The organism is Burkholderia lata, from assembly GCF_000012945.1.
GTDB lineage: Bacteria > Pseudomonadota > Gammaproteobacteria > Burkholderiales > Burkholderiaceae > Burkholderia > Burkholderia lata.
In genome coordinates this window covers 27,762-52,546 of sequence record NC_007510.1, presented here as the reverse complement: position 1 = coordinate 52,546, position 24,785 = coordinate 27,762, and the positions used below count along the sequence as shown (strand labels likewise).

Here is a 24,785-nt window from a genome sequence, read left to right as displayed (position 1 = left end):
CGTGCCCCGTCCCGGCCCGGTTGACCGGCCCGGCGTCGCCACGATGCGACGCCCTCCTCACCCGCAGGACAAAGAGCGATGAACCAGGCAGTCTCCCCGAGCACACCGGCGATCGAGTTTCGCAACGTGTCGTGCCGCTTCATTTCGCCGGAAGGCAAGGCCACCGTCGCGCTGCGCGACTTCAGCATGAGCGTCGCGCGCGGCGAGTTCATCGCGATCGTCGGGCCGACCGGCTGCGGCAAGTCGACCACGCTGAACCTGATCACAGGGCTGCTCAAGCCCGTGTCGGGCGAAGTGCGCGTGATGGGCCGCCCGGTCGACGGGATCGATCCGCGCATCGGCTTCGTGTTCCAGGCCGACGCCGTGTTCCCGTGGCGCAACGTGATCGACAACGTCGCGGCGGGCCCGCTGTTTCGCGGCCGCTCGAAGGACGTCGCGTACGCGCAGGCCGAGGAGTGGATCCGCAAGGTCGGCCTCGACAAGTTCACGAAGCACTACCCGCACCAGCTTTCCGGCGGGATGAGGAAGCGCGTCGCACTGGCGCAGACCTTCATCAACCAGCCGGAAATCCTGCTGATGGACGAGCCGTTCTCCGCGCTCGACATGCAGACGCGCACGCTGATGCAGGACGAGCTGCTGCAGCTCTGGTCGGCAAACAAGGGCTCGGTCGTGTTCGTCACGCACGATCTGGAGGAAGCGATCGCGCTGGCCGACCGCGTGTTCGTGCTGACCGCGCGCCCCGCGACCCTCAAGCGCGTGTACGAGATCGACCTGCCGCGCCCGCGCGTCACGTCGGAGATCCGCTACGACACGCGCTTCATCGAAATTTCCAAGGACATCTGGCACGACCTGCGCGAAGAAGTGCAGATCGGCTGACGCATACGCTCAAGGCAAGGACCGCAAGGACAGGAGCATGACCGACATGACGCTTCCCCCCACCGCCATTCCGGCAACGACGCTCGAGGACGACGAGCGCGCCGCGCAACGCCGGCTGCGCCGCCGGCGCAACCTGATCGTCACGCTGCGGATCGCCGTGCTGGTGATCGTGCTGGGCGGGTGGGAACTCGCCGCACGCCTCAAGTGGATCGATCCGTTCTTCTTCTCGATGCCGTCGCTGATCTTCGACCAGATCCAGGACTGGTTCGTGAACGGCACGTCGCAGGGCCCGCTGCTCACGCAGGTGTGGGTCACGCTCGAGGAAACCGGCATCGGCTTCGTGATCGGCTCGGTCGCCGGCGTGATCTGCGGGATCGTGCTCGGCCGCAACAAGCTGATGGCCGACGTGTTCGGCCTGTACATCCAGATCGCGAACTCCATTCCGCGCGTCGTGCTTGGCTCGATCTTCGTGATCGCGCTGGGCCTCGGGATGGCGTCGAAGATCGCGCTGGCCGTCGTGATGGTGTTCTTCGTCGTGTTCGGCAACGCGTTCCAGGGCGTGCGCGAAGCCGACCGCTACCTGATCGCGAACGCGCAGATCCTCGGCGCATCGCGCCGGCAGATCACCACGGCGGTCGTGATCCCGTCCGCGCTGAGCTGGATTCTCGCCAGCCTGCACGTGAGCTTCGGCTTCGCGCTGGTCGGTGCGGTCGTCGGCGAATTCCTGGGTTCCAAGCAGGGCATCGGTTTGCTAATCTCCACCGCCCAGGGCGCGTTCAACGCGAGCGGCGTGTTCGCGGCGATGATCGTGCTGGCCGTGGTCGCGCTGGCCGCCGACTACCTGCTGACGTGGCTCGAGAAGCGGCTGCTGAAGTGGCGCCCCGCGGCGTTCTGAACGCCGCAGACGGACGCCTGACATGACACTCCCGACCGCGCCGGCGCTCCCGGCGCGGTTCGGCATTTCGGAGAAGGAGCGCAACAGGATGGCGCACAGCCTGCGCGGACGGTTGCTGTGGTGGCTGCTGCTGCCGCTCGCGGTGTTCGTGCTGATCGCCGGCGCGATGTCGTACGACACCGCGCGGACCACGGCCGCGCTCGTGCAGGACAGCGCGCTCGTCGCGTCGGCTCGCACGATCGGCGAGGACATCGAATGGCGCAACGGGCTGCCGGTCGCCGACGTGCCGCCGGCCGCGCTGGAGATCTTCGAATCGCCGTCGCGCGATTCGGTGTTCTACAAGGTGATCGACGGCCACGACCGACTGCTCGCAGGCACGCCGGCGCTCGACGTACCCGCGCGGCACGGCATCGAGCCGACGTTGTACGACACGTCGCTCGACGGCGTGCCGCTGCGCGCGGTGGCCTACGATCGCCAGCTTTACGACGAGGGAAACGTCGAGACGGTCACGGTGGTCGTCGCGAAGACGACGCGCTCGCACCAGGCGATGGTCGCCACGATCTGGCGGCCGCAGCTCGTGCGCCTGTCGCTGATGCTGATGCTCGCGATGGGGCTCGTGTACCTCGGCCTCACCTTCGAGATGCGCCCGCTGATGAAGCTGAAGGACGACGTGGCCGACCGCGGGCCGATGGAGCTGGAGCCGATCCGCCCCGAGCGGCTGCAGAACGAGCTGCGGCCGATCGTGGACGCGATCAACCAGTGCATCGCGCGGCTCAACACGCACACGGCCACGCAGCGCCGCTTCATCGCGGATGCCGCGCACCAGTTGCGCACGCCGATCGCGGTGCTCGACACGCAGATCCAGTACGCGCAGCGGCGCGGGCACGCCGATCCGGAGCTGGCAGCGGTGCTCGACAGCATGCAGCGCAGCAGCCGCAAGATGGCCGACGTGACCGACAAGCTGCTGCTGCTCGCGCATGCGGAAGCGACACCGTCGACGCTGCTGAACCATCGCGTCGATCTCGCGGCCGTGGTGTCGAGTGTGCTGGAGGAAACGATCGTGCTCGCGCAGCGGCGCAATATCGATCTCGGGGCCGACCTCGGCGAGCGGCTCGACGTCGCGGGCAGCGACAGCCTGCTGACCGCGCTGGTGATGAACCTCGTCGACAACGCGGTGCGCTACACGCAGCCGGGCGGCTGCGTGACGGTCTGCGCCCGCCGCGACGGCGACGCGATCGTGCTCGACGTGGTCGACAACGGCCCCGGCATCCCGGCCGAAGCGCGGCCGCACGTGTTCAAGCGGTTCTACCGCGTGTCGGCCGATACCGAAGGCTCGGGCCTCGGGCTCGCGATCGTCCGCGAGATCGCGCAGGCGCACGGCGGCAGCGCGTCGCTCGCGCCGGGGGCCGGCAATCGCGGTATCGTCGTGACCGTGCGGCTGCCCGCATACGATTGAAGAGAAGTCGCCATGAAACTCCTGCTGGTCGAAGACAACGCCGAACTCGCGCACTGGATCGTGAACCTGCTGCGCGGCGAGGATTTCGCGGTCGACTCCGTCGGCGACGGCGAGCGCGCCGACACGGTGCTGAAGACCGAACGCTACGACGCGGTGCTGCTCGACATGCGCCTGCCCGGCATCAGCGGCAAGGAGGTGCTCGCGCGGCTGCGACGCCGCAACGACAACGTGCCGGTGCTGATGCTGACCGCGCACGGCTCGGTCGACGACAAGGTCGACTGCTTCGGCGCGGGCGCCGACGATTACGTCGTGAAGCCGTTCGAATCGCGCGAGCTGGTCGCACGGATTCGCGCGCTGATCCGCCGGCAGGCGGGCGTCGGCACGACGCAGCTCGTGTGCGGCGATCTCGTCTACGCGTTCGGCACGCGCGAATTCCGCTGCGGCGAAACGGTGCTCGCGCTGCGCCGCCGCGAGCACGCGATCCTCGAAACGCTGATGCTGCAGCAGAACAAGACGGTGTCGAAGGCGCGGCTGATGGACAGCGTGTTCGCGCTCGACGACGAGCCGAGCGCCGATGCGATCGACATCTACATTCACCGGCTGCGCAAGCATCTCGCGGGCAGCACGGCCGAGATCATCACGCTGCGCGGGCTCGGTTACATCCTGCGCATGAAGAGCACGCAGGACTGACGGGTTCCTTTGCGAGCCCTGAATATCGATTCGTAGCACGAAACGTCATCGACGCATGCCGGCGCCCCCGGCTTGCCGGCTTCCGCACGCCTGCCCGATCCGGGATTGTTGCGCGTTCGGTGTTTTCACCGATCCGATTCTTGCGTCCGGGAAAGCGTCGTGAAGGATTGCACCCTCTACGATGCTACGCGTCGGCCCTCTCGCTGTGGCCGGCAAGAGTCGGCATACATTACGTACTGCCAACGACCAGATTTCAATGCGGCAGCTCGGAGGAGACGATCTTGAAACGAAAAACCCTTGCCCTTTCCATCGCGGCGGCTGGCCTGTGCGCCGGCACCCAGGCGCATGCGCAGTCGAGCGTGCAGCTCTACGGCCTGATGGACCTGAGCTTTCCGACCTACCGGACCCACGCCGACGCGAACGGCAATCACGTGATCGGCATGGGCAACGAAGGCGAGCCGTGGTTCAGCGGCAGCCGCTGGGGCCTGCGCGGCGCCGAAGACATCGGCGGCGGCACGAAGGTCATCTTCCGCCTCGAAAGCGAATACGTGGTCGCGAACGGCCAGATGGAAGACAACGGCCAGATCTTCGACCGCGATGCGTGGGTCGGCATCGAGGACGAGCGCTTCGGCAAGCTGACGGCCGGCTTCCAGAACACGATCGCGCGCGACGCGGCCGCGATCTACGGCGATCCGTACGGCTCCGCGAAACTGTCGACCGAGGAAGGCGGCTGGACCAACTCGAACAACTTCAAGCAGATGATCTTCTACGCGGCCAGCCCGACCGGCACGCGCTACAACAACGGCATCGCGTGGAAGAAGCTGTTCAGCAACGGCATCTTCGCGAGCGCCGGCTACCAGTTCAGCAACTCGACCGCATTCGCGACCGGCTCCGCATACCAGGTCGCGCTCGGCTACAACGGCGGGCCGTTCAACGTGTCGGGCTTCTACAACCACGTGAACAACGGCGGTTTCACGAACCAGACGTTCTCGGTCGGCGGCAACTACACGTTCAGCATCGTGCGCCTGAATGCCGGCTACTTCCGCTACAACGGCGACCAGGGTTCGCTCGGCCAGCGCCACGACGACTCGTGGACCGTGTCGGTGAAGGTGGCGCCCCCCGGCGCGCTCGACTACGAGCTCGGCTACCAGCAGATGCGCGTCAAGAACGCCGCGAACAATGCCGACGGCTTCACGCCGAACGCGAACCTCGGCGCGTTCAGCCTGACCAACGGCGTCGCCAACGGCTTCAAGGAAACGATCTACGGGTCGGTGTTCTATCACCTGAGCAAGCGCACCGAGGTGTACCTCGCCGGCGACTACATGAAGCTGCATGGCGGCTACACGGTGTCGTCGACGTTCGGCGCGAAGAACCAGCTCGAGCTGACGTCGGGCATCCGCACGCGTTTCTGACCTGAATCGGGGCCAGACGGGCCCCGTCGCACCCTCCATCCGGGATTCTCCATGCGGGCACGCCGGCGCTTGGCGCCGACCGTGCCCTTTTTTTCGTCCTTTCCGGCGTGCCTCCGGGGACGCCCGCCAGGCGGCTGCCGGCCGGCCCTGCGACAACCGGCCCGAAGCCGCTTGCGCCCCGTCCGGCGGGCAATCGCGGCCGATGTCCGCACGATCGCCCCACATCGGCGCTTGACCTCGGCCGGGTGACTCGATAGCGTTTCGGGTTTGCCCGGGCGGCCGTTGCCGCCGGTGCTGCGAGCGCGCCCGATGTCCTGGCGCGCGCGGCCGGGCTCCGATGGAAAAGACGATGCAGAAACTCGATGCGGCAAGCCCGCAGGCGATGTCGACCGATTTCACCGCCGACAACGTCGCGCGCCTGAAGGCGCTGTTCCCCGAACTCGTGACCGAAGGCCCCGGCGGCGCGTCGGTCGACGTCGACGTGCTGAAGGCGCTGATCGGCGAACGCACGGTCGGCGACGCCGACGAGCGCTACGGCTTCCACTGGCATGGCAAGCGCAGCGCGCGCCAGGCCGCGCTCACGCCGTCGACGGGCACGCTGCGCCCCTGCCCCGACGACAGCGTCGCGTGGGACGACACGCGCCATCTCGTGATCGAGGGCGACAACCTCGACGTGATGAAGCTGCTGCACAAGAGTTACGCAGGCAAGGTGAAGCTCGTCTACATCGACCCGCCGTACAACACCGGCAGCGATTTCGTCTATCCGGACGACTTCAGCGACAGCATCCGCCACTACCTGGCGATGACCGGGCAGACCCAGGGCGGCGTGAAGCGCAGCACCAATACCGAGGCGAACGGCCGGTTCCACACCGACTGGCTGAACATGATGTATCCGCGCCTGAAGCTCGCGCACGCGCTGCTGTCCGACGAAGGGCTGATCGCCGTGCACATCGACGAGCATGAAGTGCATGCGCTCGTGCTGATGCTGCGCGAGATCTTCGGCGAGGAGAACGAGCTCGGCGTCGCCGTGTGGGACAAGCGCAACCCGAAGGGCGACGCGCGCGGCGTCGCGTACCAGCACGAATCGCTGGTGCTGTTCGCGCGCAACGCCGAGACGCTGCTCGAACAGGCGCCGCTCAAGCGCCCGAAGCGCAATGCGCAGCGCATGCTCGACGCCGCGCACGACGCCGTGTACCGCAGCGGCAACCCGAAGGACGCGCAGAAGGCGTACCGCGCGTGGATGAAGGCGCAGACCAACCTGTCCGGCGGCGAGGTGATGTACGACCGGCTGTCGGAAGAAGGCCGCGTGTACCGCCTCGTGTCGATGGCCTGGCCGAACAAGAAGAAGGCGCCGGAAGAGTATTTCACGCCGCTGATCCACCCGGTCACCGGCAAGCCGTGCGCGATGCCTGCGCGCGGCTGGCGCAACCCGCCCGCGACGATGCAGGCGCTGATCGAGCGCGGCCAGATCGAATTCGGCGCGGATGAAAGCACGCAGCCGCAACGGATCTACTACCTCGACGAGAACATGTACGAGAACGTGCCGTCGGTGCTGCCGTTCGCCGGCTCCGACGACGCGCTGCTGAAGACGCTCGGCATCCCGTTCGACCTGCCGAAGCCGGTCGATTTCGCGGCGGCCGTGATCGGCTGGTGCACGCGCGGCGACGACATCGTGCTCGACTGCTTCGCCGGCTCCGGCTCGACCGGCCACGCGGTGATGCAGGTGAACGCGACCGACGGCGGCGCGCGCCGCTACGTGCTCGTGCAGTTGCCCGAAGCGCTCGACCGCCGCGACAAGACGCAGCAGAGCGCCGCCGATTTCTGCACGAAGCTGAAGAAGCCGCTGACGCTCGCCGAAATCACGAAGGAACGCCTGCGCCGCGCCGCGCAGCAGGTCGCACGCGACTATCCGGAAAGCTATGGCGACCTCGGCTTCCGCGTGTACCGGCTCGACACGACCAACGTGATCGAGTGGGATCCGCGCCGCGACGACTTCGACCATGCGCTGTTCGCGTCCGTCGAGCACGTGAAGACCGGCCGCACCGAGGACGACCTGCTCGCCGAGCTGACGCTGAAGCTCGGCCTCGACCTGTGCACGCCGGTCGAGCATCACCAGGTGGCGGGCAAGACCGTGCACCTGATCGGCCGCTCGATCGTCGCGTGCTTCGATGCGCGCATCGCGCGCGACGACGCGGGCCCGCTCGCCGACGGCATCGTCGACCTGCTCGATGCGACCGGCACGACGCACGACGTCACGTGCCTGTTCCGCGACAGCGGCTTCGTCGACGACGTCGCGAAGCTCAATCTCGCCGCGCTGCTCGAACAGCACGGCGTGAAGCGCGTGCGGAGCCTGTGATGCGGCTGCATTTCGAAGCGGATCTCGACTACCAGCGCGAGGCGATCGACGCCGTCTGCGACCTGTTTCGCGGCCAGGAATCGTATCGCGGCGACTTCAGCGTGCTCGCGAACGCCGCGCCCGGCACCACGGCCGCCGCGCAAGGCTCGCTCGGCTTCGCGGTGTCGGAACAGGGCGTGGGCAACCGGCTGTCGCTGACCGACGACGCGCTCGCGCGCAATCTCGCCGACGTGCAGCTGCGCGGCGGGCTGCCGCCGTCCGGGCTGCCCGGCTCGCGCGACTTCACCGTCGAGATGGAAACCGGCACCGGCAAGACCTACGTGTACCTGCGCACGATCTTCGAGCTGAACCGCCGCTACGGCTTCACGAAGTTCGTGATCGTCGTGCCGTCGATCGCGATCAAGGAAGGCGTGCACAAGACGCTCGCGATCACCGAGGATCACTTCCGCGCGCTGTACGCGGGCGTGCCGTACGACTACTTCCTGTACGACTCAGCGAAGCTCGGCCAGGTGCGCCACTTCGCGGCGAGCGCGGCGATCCAGATCATGGTGATGACGGTCGCGGCGATCAACAAGAAGGAAATCAACAACCTCTACAAGGACAGCGAGAAGACCGGCGGCGAGAAGCCGATCGACCTGATCCGCGCGACGCGTCCGATCGTGATCGTCGACGAGCCGCAGAGCGTCGACGGCGGGCTCGAAGGCCGCGGCCGCGAAGCGCTCGCCGCGATGGCGCCGCTCTGCACGCTGCGCTATTCGGCCACGCACGTCGACCGTCACCACATGGTGTACCGGCTCGACGCGGTCGACGCGTACGAGCGCAAGCTGGTCAAGCAGATCGAGATCGCATCGGCGATCGTCGAGGATGCGCACAACAAGCCTTACGTGCGGCTCGTCGGCGTGTCGAACCGGCGCGGCGCGATCAGCGCGCGCGTCGAGCTCGACGTCGCGACGACGGCCGGCGTGAAGCGCCAGATCGTGACCGCCACCGACGGCGACGATCTCGAACGCCTGACCAAGCGCGCGCTGTACGCGGGGCTGCGGATCGGCGAAGTCCATGCGGTGAAGGGCGCCGAATACGTCGAGCTGCGCCATCCGGAAGGCGAGGCGTTCCTGTCGCTCGGCGAAGCGTTCGGCGACATCGACACGCTCGCCGTGCAGCGCGAGATGATCCGCCGCACGATCCGCGAGCATCTGGACAAGGAGCTGCGCCTGGCCGAACGCGGCGTGAAGGTGCTGTCGTTGTTCTTCGTCGATTCGGTCGAGCGCTATCGCCAGTACGACGAGAACGGCATGCCGGTGAAGGGCGACTACGCGTTGATCTTCGAAGAGGAATATGCGCGTGCGGCACGTGTGCCGGCCTACCGTGCGCTGTTCGACGGTGTCGACGTCGCGCTCGAAGTCGGGCGCGCGCACAACGGCTACTTCTCAATCGACCGCAAGGGCGGCTGGACCGACACGAGCGAAAGCAGCGCCGCGGCGCGCGAAAACGCGGAGCGTGCGTACGGCCTGATCATGCGCGAGAAGGAAGCGCTGCTGTCGTTCGACACGCCGCTGAAGTTCATCTTCTCGCACTCGGCGCTGAAGGAAGGCTGGGACAACCCGAACGTGTTCCAGATCTGCACGCTGCGCGACATCCAGACCGAACGCGAGCGCCGCCAGACGCTCGGCCGCGGGCTGCGCCTCGCCGTCGACCAGGACGGCGAACGCGTGCGCGATGCGGGCGTGAACACGCTCACCGTGATCGCGACCGAGCGCTACGAGTCGTTCGCGGAGAACCTGCAGAAGGAAATCGAGGCCGATACGGGCATCCGGTTCGGCATCGTCGAGGAGCACCAGTTCGCGGCGCTGCCCGTGCAGGAAGGCGACGGGCCCGCGCATGCGCTCGGCGTCGAGCTGTCGCGCGTGCTGTGGAATCACCTGCACGAGCAAGGCTACGTCGACGCGCAGGGCAAGGTGCTCGACCGGTTGAAGGATGCGCTGCGCCAGAGCGCGCTGGTGCTGCCGGAGGCGTTCGAGATGCTGCGCGCGCCGATCGTCGCGACGCTGCGCAAGCTGTCGGGCCGCTTTGCGGTTCGCAATGCGGACGAGCGCCGTGCGATCGCGCTGCGACGCGACGCATCGGGCAAGGCCGTCGTGTTCGGCGAGGAGTTCCGCGCGCTGTGGGACCGCATCCGCCATCGCACCGTGTACCGCGTCGAGTTCGACAACGCGAAGCTCGTGCGAGACTGCGCGGCTGCGCTGCACGACGCGCCGGACATCGCACGCGCACGGCTGCAGTGGCGCAAGGCCGAGATCGACATCGGCAAGGCCGGCATCGAGGCGATCGAGGTGGCCGGCGCCGGCACGGTGCTGCTCGACGAAGGCGAGCTGCCGCTGCCCGACCTGCTCACCGAGCTGCAGGACCGCACGCAGCTCACGCGCCGTTCGCTCGCGACGATCCTGGCCGACAGCGGCCGGCTCGAGGATTTCCGCGTGAATCCGCAGCAGTTCATCACGGTTGCGGCCGATGCGATCAACCGCTGCAAGCGGCTCGCGCTCGTCGCGGGCATCGCGTACCGCAAGCTCGGCGAGCGCCATGTGCATGCGCTCGAATCGTTCGAGAGCGAGGCGCTGACCGGCTATCTGCGCAACCTGCGGCCCGATGCGCAGAAGTCGATCCACGAGGCGGTCGTGTGCGAGACGGACGCGGAACGCGCGTTCGCCGATGCGCTCGAGGCGCACGACGGCGTGAAGCTGTACGCGAAGCTGCCCGCATGGTTCCGCGTGCAGACGCCGCTCGGCAGCTATCACCCGGACTGGGCCGTGCTCGCGGAACAGGACGGCGGCGAGCGGCTGTACTTCGTCGTCGATACGCCGAATGCGGACGGCAACGTGCCGAGCGAGCACGAGCGTGCGAAGCTCGCGTGCGGCGAAGCGCATTTCCGCGCGCTGGTGGACGGCGACGGCGCGGCGCGCTTCGTGCGCGTCAGGCAGGCCGACGCGTTGTTTGAGCCTGCGGTGCCGCTGGTGGGCACCGGGCGATAAGACGAAGGGCGGCAATGAGCCGCCCTTTTTTTATCGGCTTTCTCGACACGGCCGGTCGCGCTCGTGATGCGCGCGCCGTGCGCCGATTTCCTGCCCGTTAACCGCCTGTAAGCGACCCGTATTCGCGCCCGTTCGCGGCGCGGTTACCGCTGGTTGCAAATCGGGTCGACACGATGTTTTCGCGCGACAGCCGCGTTGCCTTCCCGCAATGAAAAAGGGCGCCGAAGCGCCCTTCCATTCCGTTGGTACGCCGCGCTTAAAGCGTGCGGCCCAATGCGTGGTGATGCGAATGATGCGTGGACATCGATGCGTGCGTGGTGTGACCATGCGCATGTCCGTGCGTGTGACCGTGGCCCGGCTGCACGCCGGCGCGATCGGCGATCGTGTCGGAGCGGTCGGCCGCGCGCGACAGGCCCTTGTCGCGGTCGCCCGCGTGCATGCCGTTCGAGTTGCTCGACGCCTCGCCGCTCATGTGGCCGGCGGACATGCCACCCGCATTGCCGCCCGAGCCACCTGCGCCATGACCGCCACCACCGTTTCCACCGCCATTGCCGCCGGCTGCGGCATGCGCGGAAACCGTGCCGAGCGCGAGCAGCGCGGCCGTCAGTACGGACAGATATCGTCGGTGTTTCATCTTGTGATCCCTGGTTGGTGTGCGTTCGTGTGACTGCATTCTATGAACGCGCCAGATTCGCGCCACACGACGTTGTAAATGATCGTAACGATGCGCGCGACGCGCATTCGTCACATCAATCCGGATCGTGCGTGAACGGGGAACGAAGCAGGCGGGCGCGGCGCCGCAGCGCCGCCCCGGTGACGATGATGCTTACTGCGCCGGCTGCATGCCCTGCGCGGCGGCCTTGTGCTGCGCGGCCTCTTCTTGCGCGTGCTTCTTCGCCATGTGGTGACCGACGATACAGCCGCCAACCGCGCCGACGACCGCGTGGTGCCCCGCATAGTGGCCGGCCACACCGCCGACCACCGCACCCTTCATGCAGCCCGCCGCGTGCGCGCTGCCGATGGTGGCAAGCGCAACGATGGCGGCGGTAGCGCACAGCCTGATGTGTCGAATGGGCATCATGTTTTCATTCTCCTCTTGTAGCGATCAAGTCGAGCCGCTTCGCTTAGTCCCAGCGGCCGCCGCGCCAACCGCCGCGATCGTGCGATTCATGCTCGCGCCACTCACGACGGCGCCACTCGTGTTCGCGCCACTCGCGCTGACGCCAGCCGTCGCCGCGCCAACCGTCATCGCGATAGCCGTCATCGCGATAGCCGACCGGCGCGTACATGACGGGCGGAGGCGGCGCCACGTAGACGGGCGCCGGCGCCGCATACGCGGGTACACCGATGCCGACCGACAAGTCGACGTGGGCCGATGCGACGCCCGAAGCTGCCAGCGCCGCTACACCGAGAACTGCACCGAGAATGAGTTTCTTGTTCATCTCGCGACTCCCTGCACGTGTCGTGCGTCATGTGAATACGGTTCGGAGTCTAGGCACCGGACACAGACACAGGTGAAACGGGTATGCGAGACAGGTAACGGACGTTTACGGGTGCCCGTACAGCCTTGTGCGACAAGGAAGAGGCGGCATTCTACGCACCGTTGCAGCGGTGCATCGGACCGGTAAAAAGGGGATTTTCGGCACGAAACCGGGCGATCGGAATACGCCCGTGTGCGCTGGAATGCGATGCAGGCGAACCGCCCGCACCGTATGCGAGCGGTCCACAAGCGCGCGTCACGCGCGGATATCGTCGACGCTGCGCAGCCAGTGCACGCTGAACAGGTTGTCCGCGTCGGTCCACACGGTATCGGGCGCGAATCCTGCGCGGCGCGCGATCGCGTGGAAGCCGTCGATCGTGAATTTGTGCGAGTTCTCCGTGTGAATGCGCTCGCCGGCTTCGAAGCGGAACGCATGGCCGCGCACGTGCACGGTCTGCGCGACATCGCTGACGAGATGCATCTCGATGCGCTGTCGCGTGCTGTCGTAGAACGCGCAGTGCGAGAACGCGTCGGCGTCGAAATCCGCGCCGAGCTCGGTGTTTGCGCGCACCAGCAGATTCAGGTTGAACTGCGCGGTCACGCCCTGCGCATCGTTGTACGCGTCGTGCAGCGTGCGCTCGTCCTTCACGAGATCCGCGCCGACCAGCAAGCCGCCGCCGCGTAGCAGCCGCGCGGCATCGCGCAGGAACGCATCGGCCTCTTCCGGCGAGAAGTTGCCGATCGTCGAACCGGGAAAGAAGCCGATGCGCCGCGCCGGTGTCGCGGTCAGTTCGGCCAGTTGCTCGGCCTTCGTGTAGTCGGCCGCGATCGGCGCGACGTCGAGCCACGGATACGCGGCACGCAGCCGCGCGGCGGCGTCGTGCAGGTAGTCGGCCGAGATGTCGACCGGCACGTAGCGCGCCGGCGCGTTCGCATAGTTGCCCGCGAACGCGTCGAGCAGCACGCGGATCTTCTCGAGCGAGCCCGCGCCGAATTCGACGAGTTCCGCATGCGGACCGACGCGCCGCACGATCTCGGCCGCGCGGTCGCGCAGGATGCCGAGCTCGGTACGTGTCGGGTAATACTCCGGCAGTTCGCAGATGCGATCGAACAGCACGGAGCCGGCCGCATCGTAGAAGTATTTCGGCGGAATGCTGCGCGGCGTACGCGACAGTCCGTCGATCAGGTCGCGCGCGAACGCGCTCGGCCGCGAATCGCGGGCGGGTTGCTGGCCACCGCTCGTGGCCGTCTGGTCAGACGTCTCGCGCAAGTCGCACTCCCGTGAATTGCCAGCGCGCGGCCGGCGGAAAGAAATTGCGGTACGTCGGCCGTTCGTGTCCAGGCGGCGTTGCGATGCTGCTGCCGCGCAGGACCTGCTGGCCGACCATGAACTTGCCGTTGTATTCGGCCGCGACACCCGCGAGCGGCCGGAAGCCCGGGTACGGCTCGTACGACGAGCGCGTCCATTGCCACACGTGCCCGAGCATCTGCCGGATGCCTTCGGCGGGGAACGCGGCTTCCCATTCGAATTCGGTCGGCAGGCGCGCACCAGCCCAGTCCGCGTACGCGGCCGCTTCGTAGAAGCTCACGTGGCACACCGGTGCGTCGGGAGCGAGCGGTTCGACGCCATGCAGGCCGAACGTGCGCCGTACGCGCGTGGCGGCCGCATCGTCGTCGTCGGGCATCCAGTACGCGGGCCCTTGCCACCCTTCCCGCTGCACCGTGGCCCAACCGTCCGACAGCCAGAACTCGGGCCGCGTATAGCCGCCGTCGGCGACGAACGCCGCGAATTCCGCATTCGTCACCAGGCGGTTCGCGATCTCGTACGGCCGCACGAGCGCCGTGTGGCGCGGCCGTTCGTTGTCGAACGAGAACGCATCGCCGTCGTGGCCGATCTCGACGAGCCCGCCCGGCTGATGCAGCCAGTGCTGCGGGCCGGCATCGCCCGCGGCCATCGCGCCCGCGTCCGTCCCGTTGCGCGGCCGGAATGCCGGCTTCAGCGGGTTGCACGAGAACGCGTGCAGCATGTCGGTGACGATCAGCTCCTGGTGCTGCTGCTCGTGATGCAGGCCGAGCACGACCTCGGGCGCGATCGTCTCGAGCAACGCCGCATCGGCGCCGGCCAGCGCGCGCAGCATCGCGTCATCGACGTGCTGCCGGTACGCATGCACCTCGTCGAGCGACGGGCGCGTGAGCAGCCCGCGTTGCGGCCGCGGATGGCGCGGGCCGAGCGCTTCGTAATAGGAGTTGAAGAGGAACTGGAAGGCCGCGTCGAACGGCGCGTAGCCGGGCACGCGGCGCATCAGCACGACGGTTTCGAAGAACCAGGTCGTATGCGCGAGGTGCCATTTCGTCGGGCTGGCGTCGGGCATCGACTGCACGGCCTGATCCTCGGCGGACAGCGTCGCGGTCAACGCGACGCTATGGGCGCGCACGTCCTGGTAACGGCGCTGAAGCTGTGATGCAAGGAGGCTCATCGGTTTACCGTCCACGTCGCGATTCGCTGCGTTGCGTGTTGCCGGAAAAGGGAAAGCCTTGCGCGTGATGCGCGCGGCTGACGTGCGACCTGCTGCTGCGTCGTCGGGCAGCCGGCGCGCGCGCCGGGCCGCTGATGCGGCGTCACTTCATCTGCCCGTGCAGAACAGTATGGGCCAGAAATGTGAATGCTGCTGATCGAGATGCGGACGAAACGGCAGATAAATGTAAATGAAAGCAACCGATCACCTGCCAATTGCTGACATCAGCGCGTATCGAGGTGCGTGCGGAGATGCCTGCGGCGGACCTTCACACGGCCGTGATCGTCACCCTGACGTGAATGCGGAATCGTCTGACCAGCACGGGCGCACGCACCATGCTCGCCGCGTCTTTCGCGTTCGAAGCGCGCCCTGCCCGCCCTTGCCCGGCGGCCTTCCGCGCCGATCCGCTCGTCGGCTTCAAAAGAAATTTTGCGTCGATGTCACACACGCGGGGGGCTCGCTCGTCATATCACCGGAACCCACACGAAAGGAGAAGGACCATGACTGCGAAACTCAACCCGTTTGCCGCCGCACCCGCACTGATGAAGAGCTGGATGACCGTCTCGGTCGCTGCCGCGAAGAGCCTCGAGCCGGCGCTGATCGAGCTGGTGAAGATCCGCGCGTCGCAGATTAACGCGTGCGCGAACTGCATTAACATGCACACGGCCGAGGCGCGCGAGCAAGGCGAGACCGAGCAGCGCATCTACTTGCTGTCCGCGTGGCGCGAAGCGCCCTGCTACACCGACCGCGAACGCGCGGCGCTCGGCTGGACCGACGCGCTCACGCGACTGTCGGAGGGCCACGCGGCGCACGAAGCGGCGTACGCGGCGCTGAACGACCACTTCAGCCAGGAGGAACAGGTGAATCTCACGCTGATGATCAACGTGATCAACGGCTGGAACCGGCTCGCGGTCGGCTTCGGGCTGTGGATCGATCCGGCTGATGCAAAAGCCGCCGCCGCGAAGATGGTGGCCTGATGCCGAACCTCGACCCGGCCAAGGGCAGCGCCGAAGAACGGGCCGATGCGGCCGCGAGTTTCGACCCGCTGCGCCGCACGCTGATCCGCGTCGCGTACCGGATGCTCGGTTCCGTCGCGGATGCCGAGGACATGGTGCAGGAGGCGTTCATCCGCTGGATGGACGTCGACCGCACCGAGGTGCGCATCCCTGAAGCGTTCCTGCGCCGCATGGTGATGCGCATGTGCCTCGACCAGCTGAAGTCCGCGCGGCACCAGCGCGAGACGTATATCGGCCCGTGGCTGCCCGAGCCGGTCGTCGAGGAAGATGAACAGGAAGACGTCACGCTGCCGCTGATGCTCGCACTCGAACGGCTCTCGCCGCTCGAACGCGCGGCGTTCCTGCTCCATGACGTATTCGGCCTCGAGTTCGACGAGGTAGCCACGACGATCCAGCGCGACCCGGCCGCGTGCCGGCAGCTCGCCGCGCGGGCCCGCACGCATGTGCGCGAGGCGCGGCCGCGTTTCCACGTCGAGAAGCAGCGCGGGATCGAATTGGCGGAAGCGTTCTTTGCGGCGTCACGCAGCGGCGACATGCGCGCACTCGGCGCGATGCTCGCCGAGGACGTGAGCCTGCATTCGGACGGCGGCGGCAAGCGCACGGCTGCAGGCAAGCCCGTGTTCGGCTTCGAACTCGTGATGAAGGTGCACGCGTACCTGGCCGAGCTGTTCACCACGCATGCGTCGAAGCTCGTGCGGGCCGGGTTCATCAACGGGCTGCCGGGTTTCGTCACGGAGGAATCCGATGGCGAGCTGCAGACCACCGCGCTCGAGATCGAGGACGGGAAGATCGTTGCGATCTATGTCGTGCGCAATCCTGACAAGTTGAAGCATCTGCATTGAGTGCGGCGGGATCGCATGTCGGGTGCCGTGCGCATGTACGACCGCGATGCGCCCTTTTCTCCGTCCTGCCGCCCTGCCTTACCGGCGGCCGGTTCCTGCGATCAGTACGCGCCGGCCACGATGTAGATCAGGAAGCCGAGCAACGGCGTCGCGATCGCGAAACCGGCTGCCGCGAGCCAGTTCGTGCCACCCTGCGCTTCAAGCAGCGCGAGCAACGACTCGCGCGACGTCGCGCTCGGGCGCAGCTTCTCGATCTTGCGCTCGACGTGTGTCTTGTAGAGGCTGTTCCCGCACCAGCCGAGCGTGACCGCGATCCCGATGGTGACCGGGTCGAGCGTGCTCGATTCGAAGTATTTCGGGAAGAACAGCAGCTCGACCAGCGTGATCGAGAGCGTCACGCCAAGGACGGCGGCCGCCTGCCAGTACATGCATCGATACGCCATCCACACCGGGCCCAGGAAACAGGCTGCCCAGTTCCACGACTGCCGGTTCTTTCGCGACGCGGCGATCTCCCATTTCCTCTCGAACCAGGCGGCTTTCTTGCCGACGTAAGCAGCGATCTCGTCGGTGCTCGCGGATGACGTGGCGGTCGTGACGTCGGACATGGTCGTGTGCTCTCAGTCGCGCGGATCGCGCGTCGTTGTTTTGATGCGTTGGAGATCGGGCGACGATCGGAACAGCCGCTTCGATGTGCACACGATTCTACGCGCGGCGCAGCGGCCGTTGCATGACGGATCGAGGTGTCGATGAGGAAGGATGCGATGCCGTGGATCGCGCAACGCACCGGGGCGACATGCGTTGTTTCGGCCGGAAAAAGAAAAACGCCACGCGATGTTGCCGCGTGGCGTTTGTATGTTGGCGAGCCGCATTGCCTGTAGGCAAGTTGTGCTGCCAGACCCCTTCATTTTGTTCGTTGGTAGGCTCGATTGGATTCGAACCAACGACCCCCACCATGTCAAGGTGGTGCTCTAACCAACTGAGCTACGAGCCTAAGAAGCCGCGAATTATAGAGAGGGTTTTTGAGGAGCACAAGCCCCTTCGTGAAAATTTTTTGAATCGGCGTGTGCGAGGGCCGACGATCGATGTTGCCTCGCGATGCCGGGAACGTTGGCTTCACCTGTTCGCATCACAGCAAAACGCGTCGATGCGCTGTGATGTTATCCACATTGCCCTCTGGATAACCATACGGCAAGCCTCTGGATTCACAGTGGAACGATTGAGGATATGTCGCCGCGGCTGTGAATCGACGAAAAGTTGTTCTGTGATGTCCGGAGCTGTTCACGTAGCTCACCCAAGGTTATGCATTCCGCTTCCTGTCGAGAATTCATGAGGTTAGGGACGTTATCCACTGTGAGGCACAGGGTTTGTTAACTATCACTACGTATGTATACGAACTCTGTTAACACCTTTGGATAAGCACAGTCCGCCGACTGTGATCCGGGCAGGATATGCACTGCGTGCAGGGATCGGATGAACGAAGCGGAAGGCTGTGAAGCACTCGAGCGATACGTGAGCCGTCATGTCTGTAGAATCGCCGGCATTCAGGAAGCGAGGGCCTGGCGCACAGGTTCACGACAGATGGGTGATTCTTCGTTGACCCGGCTCGACACACTCGATATCGACGCGGTCGTACACCGGTTGCAGCAACACCCGGGCGATATCGTGTTTGAGCAACGCGTGTCGATCCCGGAAGCCGAAGTCCTGTGTTGCCGCTACAAAGGCGAGCGATTCAACGTGAAGTTCGATCTCGACTACGGGGTGTTCGTCGATCGCGTCGGGAAGCTGTCCGGCGAGGACGTCGCGGAGATCGTCGGATGGCTTGTGAAGGAAGCAGGGCGATGACAGTGGATGAAACTGGACGCGGCGATCAATGAAGATGCCGGTCAACGAGATGCTGGTGAAGGATATTGCCGGCCGCGTCGCGGTTGTCGTGACCGACGTGATGGCTGCCGCCGACGTGCTGACGCAGTTGGGCTTCGCTCGACAATCCGAGCGCTGGGAACGCGCAATCGCAGACGATACCGACCGCCAGGCACTCGTTGTCGCGCTTGTCGATCTCGATGCGTTGTTCTCCGCGGGTCGCGACTGGAGCCCACAGGCACTCGTCGAGTATTACCGGGAAATCGGCGTGGTGCAGCGCGGATACCGTACGGTTGCATGGCGTGGGCCCGCGCAATACGTCATCGAGCAGCATGACTGAATCACCGGGGGCAAGGCGATGACGTACAAGGGTTACGCAGACGGCGTCGTTCCCGACGAATCGCAGTATTTCCTGGAACCGCGGCCGGTACCGCAGACGAGCCCGAGCCCGTAACGTCCGGAGAACACCGTGAGGAAGCTGAGTTTCGGCGCAGTCGATCGATGCTCCGTCCGGCTCAATACCGCGACGTTGCTCGGCCTTAAGGCCGCCTATGAGGATTTTGCGAAGACCGGGCAGGATTTGCACAACTTCGAGATCAGCGTCGAGGACAGGGGAGCATCGATGGCGGACCCGGGGCCGGACGATGACGTCATCATCGTCACATTCGTGGCAAAGCTCATTCCAGGCATGCGCGGGCTTGGCAACGCGAACCGGCTTGGGAAGTCGATCGAATACGTTATCTCGCCGGAGACGGGCGAAGTCCTCGGCGTATTCGGGACGAAATGACGCGATGGCCGAAGGCGTCCGATACGTGCGCAGCATCGGCCTGGGTATGGGGATAACGGATCCGCAAACAGCTCCGAACGCTGTGCGAAGTGTCGGTGAGCCTCTGCGCCGAACGCAGGCGCGTCGCAAACCATCGATGCCAAGGCATTCAGTTGTGGAAAACCACCCCTCATTGCACTCAAAACGCTGTGCGATCCACGGGTGAGCGAGATCGGCATGACGGGAATGATGCGCGCCAGTCGCGTGTGGACATCCCGTTCTCGCCCGACTCGAAATGCTGTGCAACCGAGCGGTGAGGGATGCGTCTTCGGCGAAACACACGGAGGTACCGGTACCGGGCTGTGGCGTGCCGATCCGGGAGGGCTGCACCGGTCTGCTGATACGATGGCAGCCTGAGAGGCCGGTTCATAGCCGGATAACACCAACCATAAAGGCGGGAAGACGATGCACGGATTGCTTGCGCGATTGCGGGGCGTGACGAAATTGCCGTTCCTGAGCGCGAAGCGCGCGTCGTTTTCAATGCGGTTGTCGGCGCTGATTCTCGCGGCCACGGTCGGCACAGGTGCGCAGGCCGTCACGAACGACCCGAGAATCATCGTCGGTCCTTACTATCCCTGGGTGCAGTTCGATGCAAATCGCTCGCTGGAGCTTGCGCCGATCCTGATTCCACGCACCACCTTCTCCGAGCGTGCCGAGTGGCGTTTTGTCGATGACGCGCGCCATATCTCGACGTTTTTTCCCGAAGAAAGCGCCTTGCAGTACACCGTCTTTCGGACGGACGATCCCGAGACGATCGTATTGCTCGGCGGGATGTACCGTAGTCGCCGATGTAATCGCGAGTACCCCAGCAGCATTCCCTGTCCGCTTGTCGAAGTGTTTCTTTCGCAGGACGGCGGCCAGCACTTTCTCAAGCGCGGCGTGATTCTGCCGCCGCTCAAATACTCGGTAGGTCAGTGGGATCTGGGTCCGCGTCTTCCGATTCCTGTCGTCCTCGTCCGGCAGGGCGTTCTCTATCTGATCGTGAGCAATGCCGACGCCAAGCCGCGTGTGCTCGGCGACGACTATCCGGGAAACATTGGTGTGCCGGTGAAGTGGGGCGATCGGATGGGGCTCCGTTATACCTGGCCGGAGGATTACCTTCCGCTTTGGGACTGGCGAATGTGGTCCGAGCGACCCCGCCCCTGGAAGGCGCAGCCTACGTACGTCTACGCGGTCGAATTGCCGCAGGCGGAGGCGGCGCCGGCCGATGAGGTGCCGCTGTCGGAACACCCGACGCGTGTCGAGCAGGTATGTAGCTGGCGGCGGATGAAGGCCAGATCGTCCGGGTTGCCGCCGTTGAACGCCGTGTCGGTGGTCGGGAGCCGGCTGGATGCGTTCGGCGAGCTGCCTGCTTTCGAGATGCCGATGAAGGCACCTTACTCGACGCTCGCGTTGATCCAGGCGTCTTATAGCGAAGACAACCGCGCCCGGTTGTTGCAGGACATGCAGGCCGATTATCCCGACTGGGTGGCATCGCAACAGCCGGTCGCGCGACTGTTTCCGGAGATGCTGGCACCGCACGGCAATACGGCGAAGGTGAAGGATTCGGACATTCAGTGCGCTCCATGAGCGACGACAGCAGCAGCCTGCATCGAGAACGCGATGACGTAAGTGCCGGCATCGGCCAGTGTGGAAAGGTGGCTTCCAGCGGGACGAAAATGCCGTGTATGGCGGTGGCCGGACGCTTGCGCGATGCGGATTCGCCTGCGTGCGTCAGTCCGGCTGTCGTGCGGGCGCAGGTGGCAAAGCGGCTTGTGGATATCCCGCCCTCGAACGACTCGCAACGCTGTGCCCGGCCAAGGTGAACGAGTCGATCAATGACCACGCGAGGCGTCGTCGCGATCGATGTGGATATCCCGCTCCGCGGCGACTCAAAACCCTGTGACACCGACGGGTGAGGGTAGCGAAGGTGCCCTGGTGTGGACAACAGGCCGAGCAAGTCAGTCGAAACACTGTGCAGGCGAGCGGTGAGCGTGAGCGCGCCCCAGTCAGCAAAGCCGCAACATTCCGGGCGCTGGCGGCTACCCCCGACCGCCAGCCGGGCGCGCATCGTACCACTCAAGTCTGCTGATCGAGCGCCTGCGCGACTGCTTTCTCCGCGAGGCTCCCGGCCGGCCCGACCACTGCATAGTTGAGCCCGTTCACCGACCCGTACCGTGCCAACAGCGCGCCGTCCACGCGTTGCCCGGCCGGCAGCAGCCGATGTTTCGATTCCGCTGGCCGCATATAGAAGCTCAGCGTCCGCCCGGCTGCATCCTCATAGAGCACCATCGCAGCCGTGGCGCCGCTGTCCGTCGTGAACAACCGCCCGCCGACCGGCCTGAACCCCGCCGCACTCAAATCCGGCAGCTTCGCCGACGCGCCCACGCGTCGGGTGAGCCACCTCTGCAAATCTCCCGCACCGGTCGGCCGGTAATCGACCTTCGCCGTCTGATCGACCACCATCATCCGGTAGGCCTCGACCGCATCGCTCATCGGCGCGATCGGTGGCGGCGCGTTCCACCCGCGTGCCTGCCAGCCTCCCAACGTCCCCAGCCCGACGCAGAACACGAACGAAGCCGCCATCGCGAACCGCATCCGCGTGCGCTCCAGGCGTCGACCACGAATCGCCGCCGGATCCAGCGCCGGGTTATCCGCCGGCATCCGCACGCTCTCGAGCGCGGCCCGCAACCGCTGCGCATCCTGCTGCCATTGCTTCACCTGTTCAGCGCGCTCCGGATGCAGCGCGAGATAGCGATCGACCGCGGCGCGCGCATCGTCGTCGAGCTGGCCGTCGACGTAGGCCTGAAGGTCGTGTTCGTTCGGAGGCGTGTTCATTTCTTCATCAATCGCAGAGAAGGGGCGGGAAGCTCGCCGTCGCTGAGCTGGCGCAGCGCCTGGCGCGCGCGGGAGAGCCTCGACATCACGGTGCCGATCGGAATGTCGAGCAGATCGGCGACTTCCTGATAGGTGAAGCCTTCGACCGCGACGAGCAGCAACAGGCTGCGCTGCTCGTCCGAGAGTCGGCCGAATGCTTCGAGCGTCGCGCGCGCCGCGAATTCGCGTTCGGCGGACGGCCAGTGCGCTTCGTCGTCGTCGCGGATGCGCCCAAGCAGCCACGCGTAGCGCTTCGCGCTGCGCTTGCCGTCGAGAAACTGCCTATAAAGGATCGTGAAGAGCCAGCTGCGCAACGACGCGTCGTCGCGGCGGCTCGCCCAGCGCGACAGCGCGCGCTCGAGTGTCGACTGGACGAGATCGTCGGCCGCGTGGACGTCGCGCGCGAGCCAGAGCGCGAAGCGTCTCAGCCTGGGGATGAGTTCGCGCAGTGCTTCGTCGTCGAGGGCGGTGGAGGGCATGGCCGGGCCGGTTGCCGAATGGGTCGAGATGCCACGTAGGACGCCGGTCGGCGCCGCTTATTCCACCAGCATAGGAAAAAACTTTTCGTGGAATAAACCAGCGCGGGTGGCGTCCTACGCGGGTTCGACAATGACCTGACGGTCGGGAGCCTATATATGGAGCGATCTTCTTCCTCTTCTTCGCCGCAGCGCGAGCCCGGGCGCGGGTGGTGGCGCTGGGCCGCGATCGGCGGCGCGGTGGCCGGCGTGGCCGTGGCGTTCGGGTATGTCGGCGGCTGGCTCGCGCCGGCGCGTCTGACCCCGCACCGGATCGTCGACGCGTTGCAGACGGCCGGCGGCGGCATTCACCCGGGCTTCCGGCGCAATCACGCGAAGGGCGTGTGCGTGACCGGCTACTTCGAAGGCAATGGCGCCGCGAGCATGTATTCGGTCGCGCCGTTCTTCAAGGCGGTGCGTACGCCGGTGGTTGGACGATTCGCGTTGCCGGGCGGGAATCCGTATGCGCCAGACAGCAGCGTGCCGATTCGCAGCCTCGCGCTGAGGCTCACCGCACCGGACGGCGAGCAATGGCGAACCGGGATGAACGCGATGCCGGTGTTTCCGGTCGCGACGCCGCAGGCGTTCTACGCGCAATTGATGGCGACCCGGCCCGATCCGAAGACGGGCAAGCCCGATCCGGCCAAGGTGAAGGCGTTTTTCGGATCGCACCCTGAGACGGCCGCGTTCCTGCAGTGGATCAAAGGTGCGAAGCCGAGCGCGAGTTACGTCACCGAAAGCTATTACGGATTGAACGCGTTCTACTTCGTCGATGCGGCCGGCAAGCGCCAGGCGGTGCGGTGGCGCGTCGTGCCGGAGCAGTCGGCCGGCGCCGGTGACGTCGCGACGGCGGCGGACCCGAACGTATTGCAGCAGGACGTGACGCAGCGGATCGCGGCCGGTCCGCAGAAGTGGAAGCTGCTGGTCACGCTGGCGGAGCCCGGCGATCCGGTGGACGACGCGACGAAGGTCTGGCCCGCGCAGCGCACGACGATCGATGCGGGCACGCTCGTGCTCGACCGCGTGGAGGCGCAGGACAGCGGGCCGTGCCGCGACGTGAATTACGACCCGACGGTGCTGCCGCAGGGAATTCAGGTATCGGGGGATCCGTTGCTGCCGGCGCGGTCGGCGGCTTACGCGGATTCGTATCTGCGCAGGACGAGTGAAGAGGCCGGGGTGGCAGGCGTGGCGCGATTGAGTGGGGAGGGACGGTGATGAAGGCTTCGACGACGTTTAGCTTGCCGGCGCGGGTGCTGCACTGGGTGATGGCCGCGATGATCATCGCGATGCTGTTCATCGGGGTGGGGATGGTGGCATCAGTTTCCGAGCGGCATGCGGTCCTGGTGGCGATCCACAAGCTGCTGGGCATTGCCGTGCTGGTGCTCGTGTGCGTGCGGATCGTGGTGAGGGTTCTGTCGAAGCCGCCGGCGTTGCCCGAGGATCTGCCGTGGTGGCAGAAGGTTGCCGCGCACGGGTCGCATCTCGTGCTGTATGCGCTGATGCTCGCGATGCCGCTGATCGGGTGGGCGATGCTGTCGGCCGGCGGGTACCCGGTGACGCTGGGCGGCGGTGTGCAGCTGCCGGCGATCGTGGCGGCGGATCCGGTGACGTTTGCCTGGCTCCGGGTCGCGCACCGGGTGCTGGCCTATCTGTTCTTCGCGACGTTCCTCGCGCACTTTGCTGCTGCGCTGTATCACGGCCTGATTCGACGGGACGGAGTGGTGAGGGCGATGGTGGGGCGGTGAGCGACGGCGGTTAGGCTCGATGCGGCGGGGCGGTTCACGGGCAACCGGGGCTGCTTCTGCCGTGTCGCATATATATGACCATTGGAGAGGTTCAGCGACCCCCGGCACCCCATGTCAAAATAATTTCACAAAAGGGGTTGCGGAGACTGAGACTGGTGCTTAGAATCACGCCTCTTTCGCGCTAACGGAAACGCAGCGCGGGGGAAAGAAGGGAAGCGGTGCTGTTGATGTCGGTTTTAAAGACTCCAGCGCAAATGGAATTAAACCGCAGTCGTCGCAACGAAGTAGTTAAAAAAGTTGTTGACGGATTTAAAAAAACGGTTGATAATCTCGCTTCTCTGCTGCTGAAAACGCAGCGCTGCTGAGAAACACGAAGTTCCTCGCAGAAACGCTCTTTAAAAATTAACAGCCGATAAGT

General features: G+C 65.8%; 24 protein-coding genes and 1 tRNA gene. 16 read left to right on the top strand and 9 right to left on the bottom strand.

Features of this window, described 5'->3' with window-relative positions:
• The first annotated feature begins 78 nt into the window (after positions 1 to 78).
• The 7 genes from BCEP18194_RS06145 to BCEP18194_RS06115 all read left to right on the top strand — a co-directional run bounded on the left by BCEP18194_RS06145 (position 79) and on the right by BCEP18194_RS06115 (position 10,711).
• Complete coding sequence (locus BCEP18194_RS06145; protein WP_011350460.1) at positions 79 to 876, top strand: ABC transporter ATP-binding protein; 798 nt, start codon at positions 79 to 81, stop codon at positions 874 to 876.
• 37 nt (positions 877 to 913) lie between these two features.
• Positions 914 to 1,771, top strand: coding sequence for an ABC transporter permease (locus tag BCEP18194_RS06140; protein ID WP_011350459.1), 858 nt, complete (start codon positions 914 to 916; stop codon positions 1,769 to 1,771).
• Positions 1,772 to 1,859: 88 nt separating this feature from the next.
• On the top strand, positions 1,860 to 3,227 hold the full coding sequence (locus BCEP18194_RS06135; protein ID WP_041492993.1) for a sensor histidine kinase: 1,368 nt from the start codon (positions 1,860 to 1,862) through the stop codon (positions 3,225 to 3,227).
• A 12-nt stretch (positions 3,228 to 3,239) separates the two neighbouring features.
• Complete coding sequence (locus BCEP18194_RS06130) at positions 3,240 to 3,917, top strand: response regulator (protein ID WP_041492705.1); 678 nt, start codon at positions 3,240 to 3,242, stop codon at positions 3,915 to 3,917.
• A 281-nt stretch (positions 3,918 to 4,198) separates the two neighbouring features.
• Positions 4,199 to 5,329, top strand: a complete 1,131-nt coding sequence (locus BCEP18194_RS06125; protein WP_041492704.1) for a porin — start codon at positions 4,199 to 4,201, stop codon at positions 5,327 to 5,329.
• A gap of 337 nt (positions 5,330 to 5,666) precedes the next feature.
• Positions 5,667 to 7,685, top strand: a complete 2,019-nt coding sequence (locus tag BCEP18194_RS06120; protein ID WP_011350456.1) for a site-specific DNA-methyltransferase — start codon at positions 5,667 to 5,669, stop codon at positions 7,683 to 7,685.
• On the top strand, positions 7,685 to 10,711 hold the full coding sequence (locus BCEP18194_RS06115) for a type III restriction-modification system endonuclease (RefSeq protein WP_011350455.1): 3,027 nt from the start codon (positions 7,685 to 7,687) through the stop codon (positions 10,709 to 10,711). Before BCEP18194_RS06120 ends, BCEP18194_RS06115 begins: the two co-directional genes overlap by 1 nt.
• Before the next feature lie 256 nt (positions 10,712 to 10,967).
• Here the strand turns inward: BCEP18194_RS06115 and BCEP18194_RS06110 are convergent, their stop codons facing one another.
• From BCEP18194_RS06110 to egtB, 5 genes are all read right to left on the bottom strand, one after another.
• Positions 10,968 to 11,345 carry a hypothetical protein gene (locus BCEP18194_RS06110; RefSeq protein WP_011350454.1) on the bottom strand — a complete coding sequence of 126 codons (378 nt, stop codon included), beginning with the start codon at positions 11,343 to 11,345 and terminating at the stop codon, positions 10,968 to 10,970.
• Positions 11,346 to 11,537: 192 nt separating this feature from the next.
• Positions 11,538 to 11,792, bottom strand: coding sequence for a hypothetical protein (locus BCEP18194_RS06105; RefSeq protein WP_011350453.1), 255 nt, complete (start codon positions 11,790 to 11,792; stop codon positions 11,538 to 11,540).
• A 43-nt stretch (positions 11,793 to 11,835) separates the two neighbouring features.
• Positions 11,836 to 12,153 carry a hypothetical protein gene (locus tag BCEP18194_RS06100; protein WP_011350452.1) on the bottom strand — a complete coding sequence of 106 codons (318 nt, stop codon included), beginning with the start codon at positions 12,151 to 12,153 and terminating at the stop codon, positions 11,836 to 11,838.
• Between the two features lie 294 nt (positions 12,154 to 12,447).
• The gene (egtD, locus tag BCEP18194_RS06095; protein ID WP_011350451.1) at positions 12,448 to 13,461 is read right to left on the bottom strand and encodes an L-histidine N(alpha)-methyltransferase; all 1,014 of its coding nucleotides are present in this window, start codon (positions 13,459 to 13,461) and stop codon (positions 12,448 to 12,450) included.
• Positions 13,445 to 14,668, bottom strand: a complete 1,224-nt coding sequence (egtB, locus tag BCEP18194_RS06090; RefSeq protein WP_011350450.1) for an ergothioneine biosynthesis protein EgtB — start codon at positions 14,666 to 14,668, stop codon at positions 13,445 to 13,447. The genes egtD and egtB overlap by 17 nt, the downstream gene beginning before the upstream one ends.
• Positions 14,669 to 15,207: 539 nt before the next feature.
• Between egtB and BCEP18194_RS06085 the strand changes: the two genes are divergently transcribed.
• On the top strand, positions 15,208 to 15,684 hold the full coding sequence (locus tag BCEP18194_RS06085) for a carboxymuconolactone decarboxylase family protein (RefSeq protein WP_011350448.1): 477 nt from the start codon (positions 15,208 to 15,210) through the stop codon (positions 15,682 to 15,684).
• A complete protein-coding gene (locus BCEP18194_RS06080; RefSeq protein ID WP_011350447.1) occupies positions 15,684 to 16,565 on the top strand; it encodes a sigma-70 family RNA polymerase sigma factor in 882 nt (293 codons plus the stop codon). Before BCEP18194_RS06085 ends, BCEP18194_RS06080 begins: the two co-directional genes overlap by 1 nt.
• A gap of 101 nt (positions 16,566 to 16,666) precedes the next feature.
• On the opposite strand, the gene BCEP18194_RS06075 is transcribed toward BCEP18194_RS06080, so the two are convergent.
• Together BCEP18194_RS06075 and BCEP18194_RS06070 are read right to left on the bottom strand one after the other, a co-directional pair.
• Complete coding sequence (locus tag BCEP18194_RS06075) at positions 16,667 to 17,170, bottom strand: DUF2628 domain-containing protein (protein WP_011350446.1); 504 nt, start codon at positions 17,168 to 17,170, stop codon at positions 16,667 to 16,669.
• Positions 17,171 to 17,479: 309 nt separating this feature from the next.
• Positions 17,480 to 17,556: transfer RNA gene (locus BCEP18194_RS06070), tRNA-Val, on the bottom strand.
• A 479-nt stretch (positions 17,557 to 18,035) separates the two neighbouring features.
• Between BCEP18194_RS06070 and BCEP18194_RS06065 the strand changes: the two genes are divergently transcribed.
• The 4 genes from BCEP18194_RS06065 to BCEP18194_RS06050 all read left to right on the top strand — a co-directional run bounded on the left by BCEP18194_RS06065 (position 18,036) and on the right by BCEP18194_RS06050 (position 20,820).
• A complete protein-coding gene (locus tag BCEP18194_RS06065) occupies positions 18,036 to 18,407 on the top strand; it encodes a hypothetical protein (RefSeq protein WP_011350445.1) in 372 nt (123 codons plus the stop codon).
• Between the two features lie 28 nt (positions 18,408 to 18,435).
• Positions 18,436 to 18,765: a hypothetical protein gene (locus BCEP18194_RS06060; protein WP_011350444.1), complete on the top strand. Its 330-nt coding sequence runs from the start codon at positions 18,436 to 18,438 to the stop codon at positions 18,763 to 18,765.
• Between the two features lie 129 nt (positions 18,766 to 18,894).
• A complete protein-coding gene (locus BCEP18194_RS06055; RefSeq protein WP_011350443.1) occupies positions 18,895 to 19,212 on the top strand; it encodes a hypothetical protein in 318 nt (105 codons plus the stop codon).
• Between the two features lie 444 nt (positions 19,213 to 19,656).
• A complete protein-coding gene (locus BCEP18194_RS06050) occupies positions 19,657 to 20,820 on the top strand; it encodes a hypothetical protein (protein ID WP_011350442.1) in 1,164 nt (387 codons plus the stop codon).
• Positions 20,821 to 21,309: 489 nt separating this feature from the next.
• Here BCEP18194_RS06050 and BCEP18194_RS06045 read toward each other — a convergent pair whose 3' ends face one another.
• Entirely contained in the window at positions 21,310 to 22,068 is a 759-nt protein-coding gene (locus tag BCEP18194_RS06045; RefSeq protein WP_011350441.1) for an anti-sigma factor family protein, read from the bottom strand.
• Positions 22,065 to 22,586, bottom strand: coding sequence for a sigma-70 family RNA polymerase sigma factor (locus tag BCEP18194_RS06040; protein ID WP_011350440.1), 522 nt, complete (start codon positions 22,584 to 22,586; stop codon positions 22,065 to 22,067). Before BCEP18194_RS06040 ends, BCEP18194_RS06045 begins: the two co-directional genes overlap by 4 nt.
• 156 nt (positions 22,587 to 22,742) lie before the next feature.
• Between BCEP18194_RS06040 and BCEP18194_RS06035 the strand changes: the two genes are divergently transcribed.
• The 3 genes from BCEP18194_RS06035 (at position 22,743) to BCEP18194_RS41100 (ending at position 24,732) form a co-directional block, all read left to right on the top strand.
• Entirely contained in the window at positions 22,743 to 23,837 is a 1,095-nt protein-coding gene (locus tag BCEP18194_RS06035) for a catalase family peroxidase (RefSeq protein ID WP_011350439.1), read from the top strand.
• Positions 23,837 to 24,367, top strand: coding sequence for a cytochrome b (locus BCEP18194_RS06030; protein WP_011350438.1), 531 nt, complete (start codon positions 23,837 to 23,839; stop codon positions 24,365 to 24,367). Before BCEP18194_RS06035 ends, BCEP18194_RS06030 begins: the two co-directional genes overlap by 1 nt.
• Positions 24,368 to 24,585: 218 nt before the next feature.
• Positions 24,586 to 24,732: a hypothetical protein gene (locus tag BCEP18194_RS41100; RefSeq protein WP_157687156.1), complete on the top strand. Its 147-nt coding sequence runs from the start codon at positions 24,586 to 24,588 to the stop codon at positions 24,730 to 24,732.
• Positions 24,733 to 24,785 lie beyond the last annotated feature (53 nt).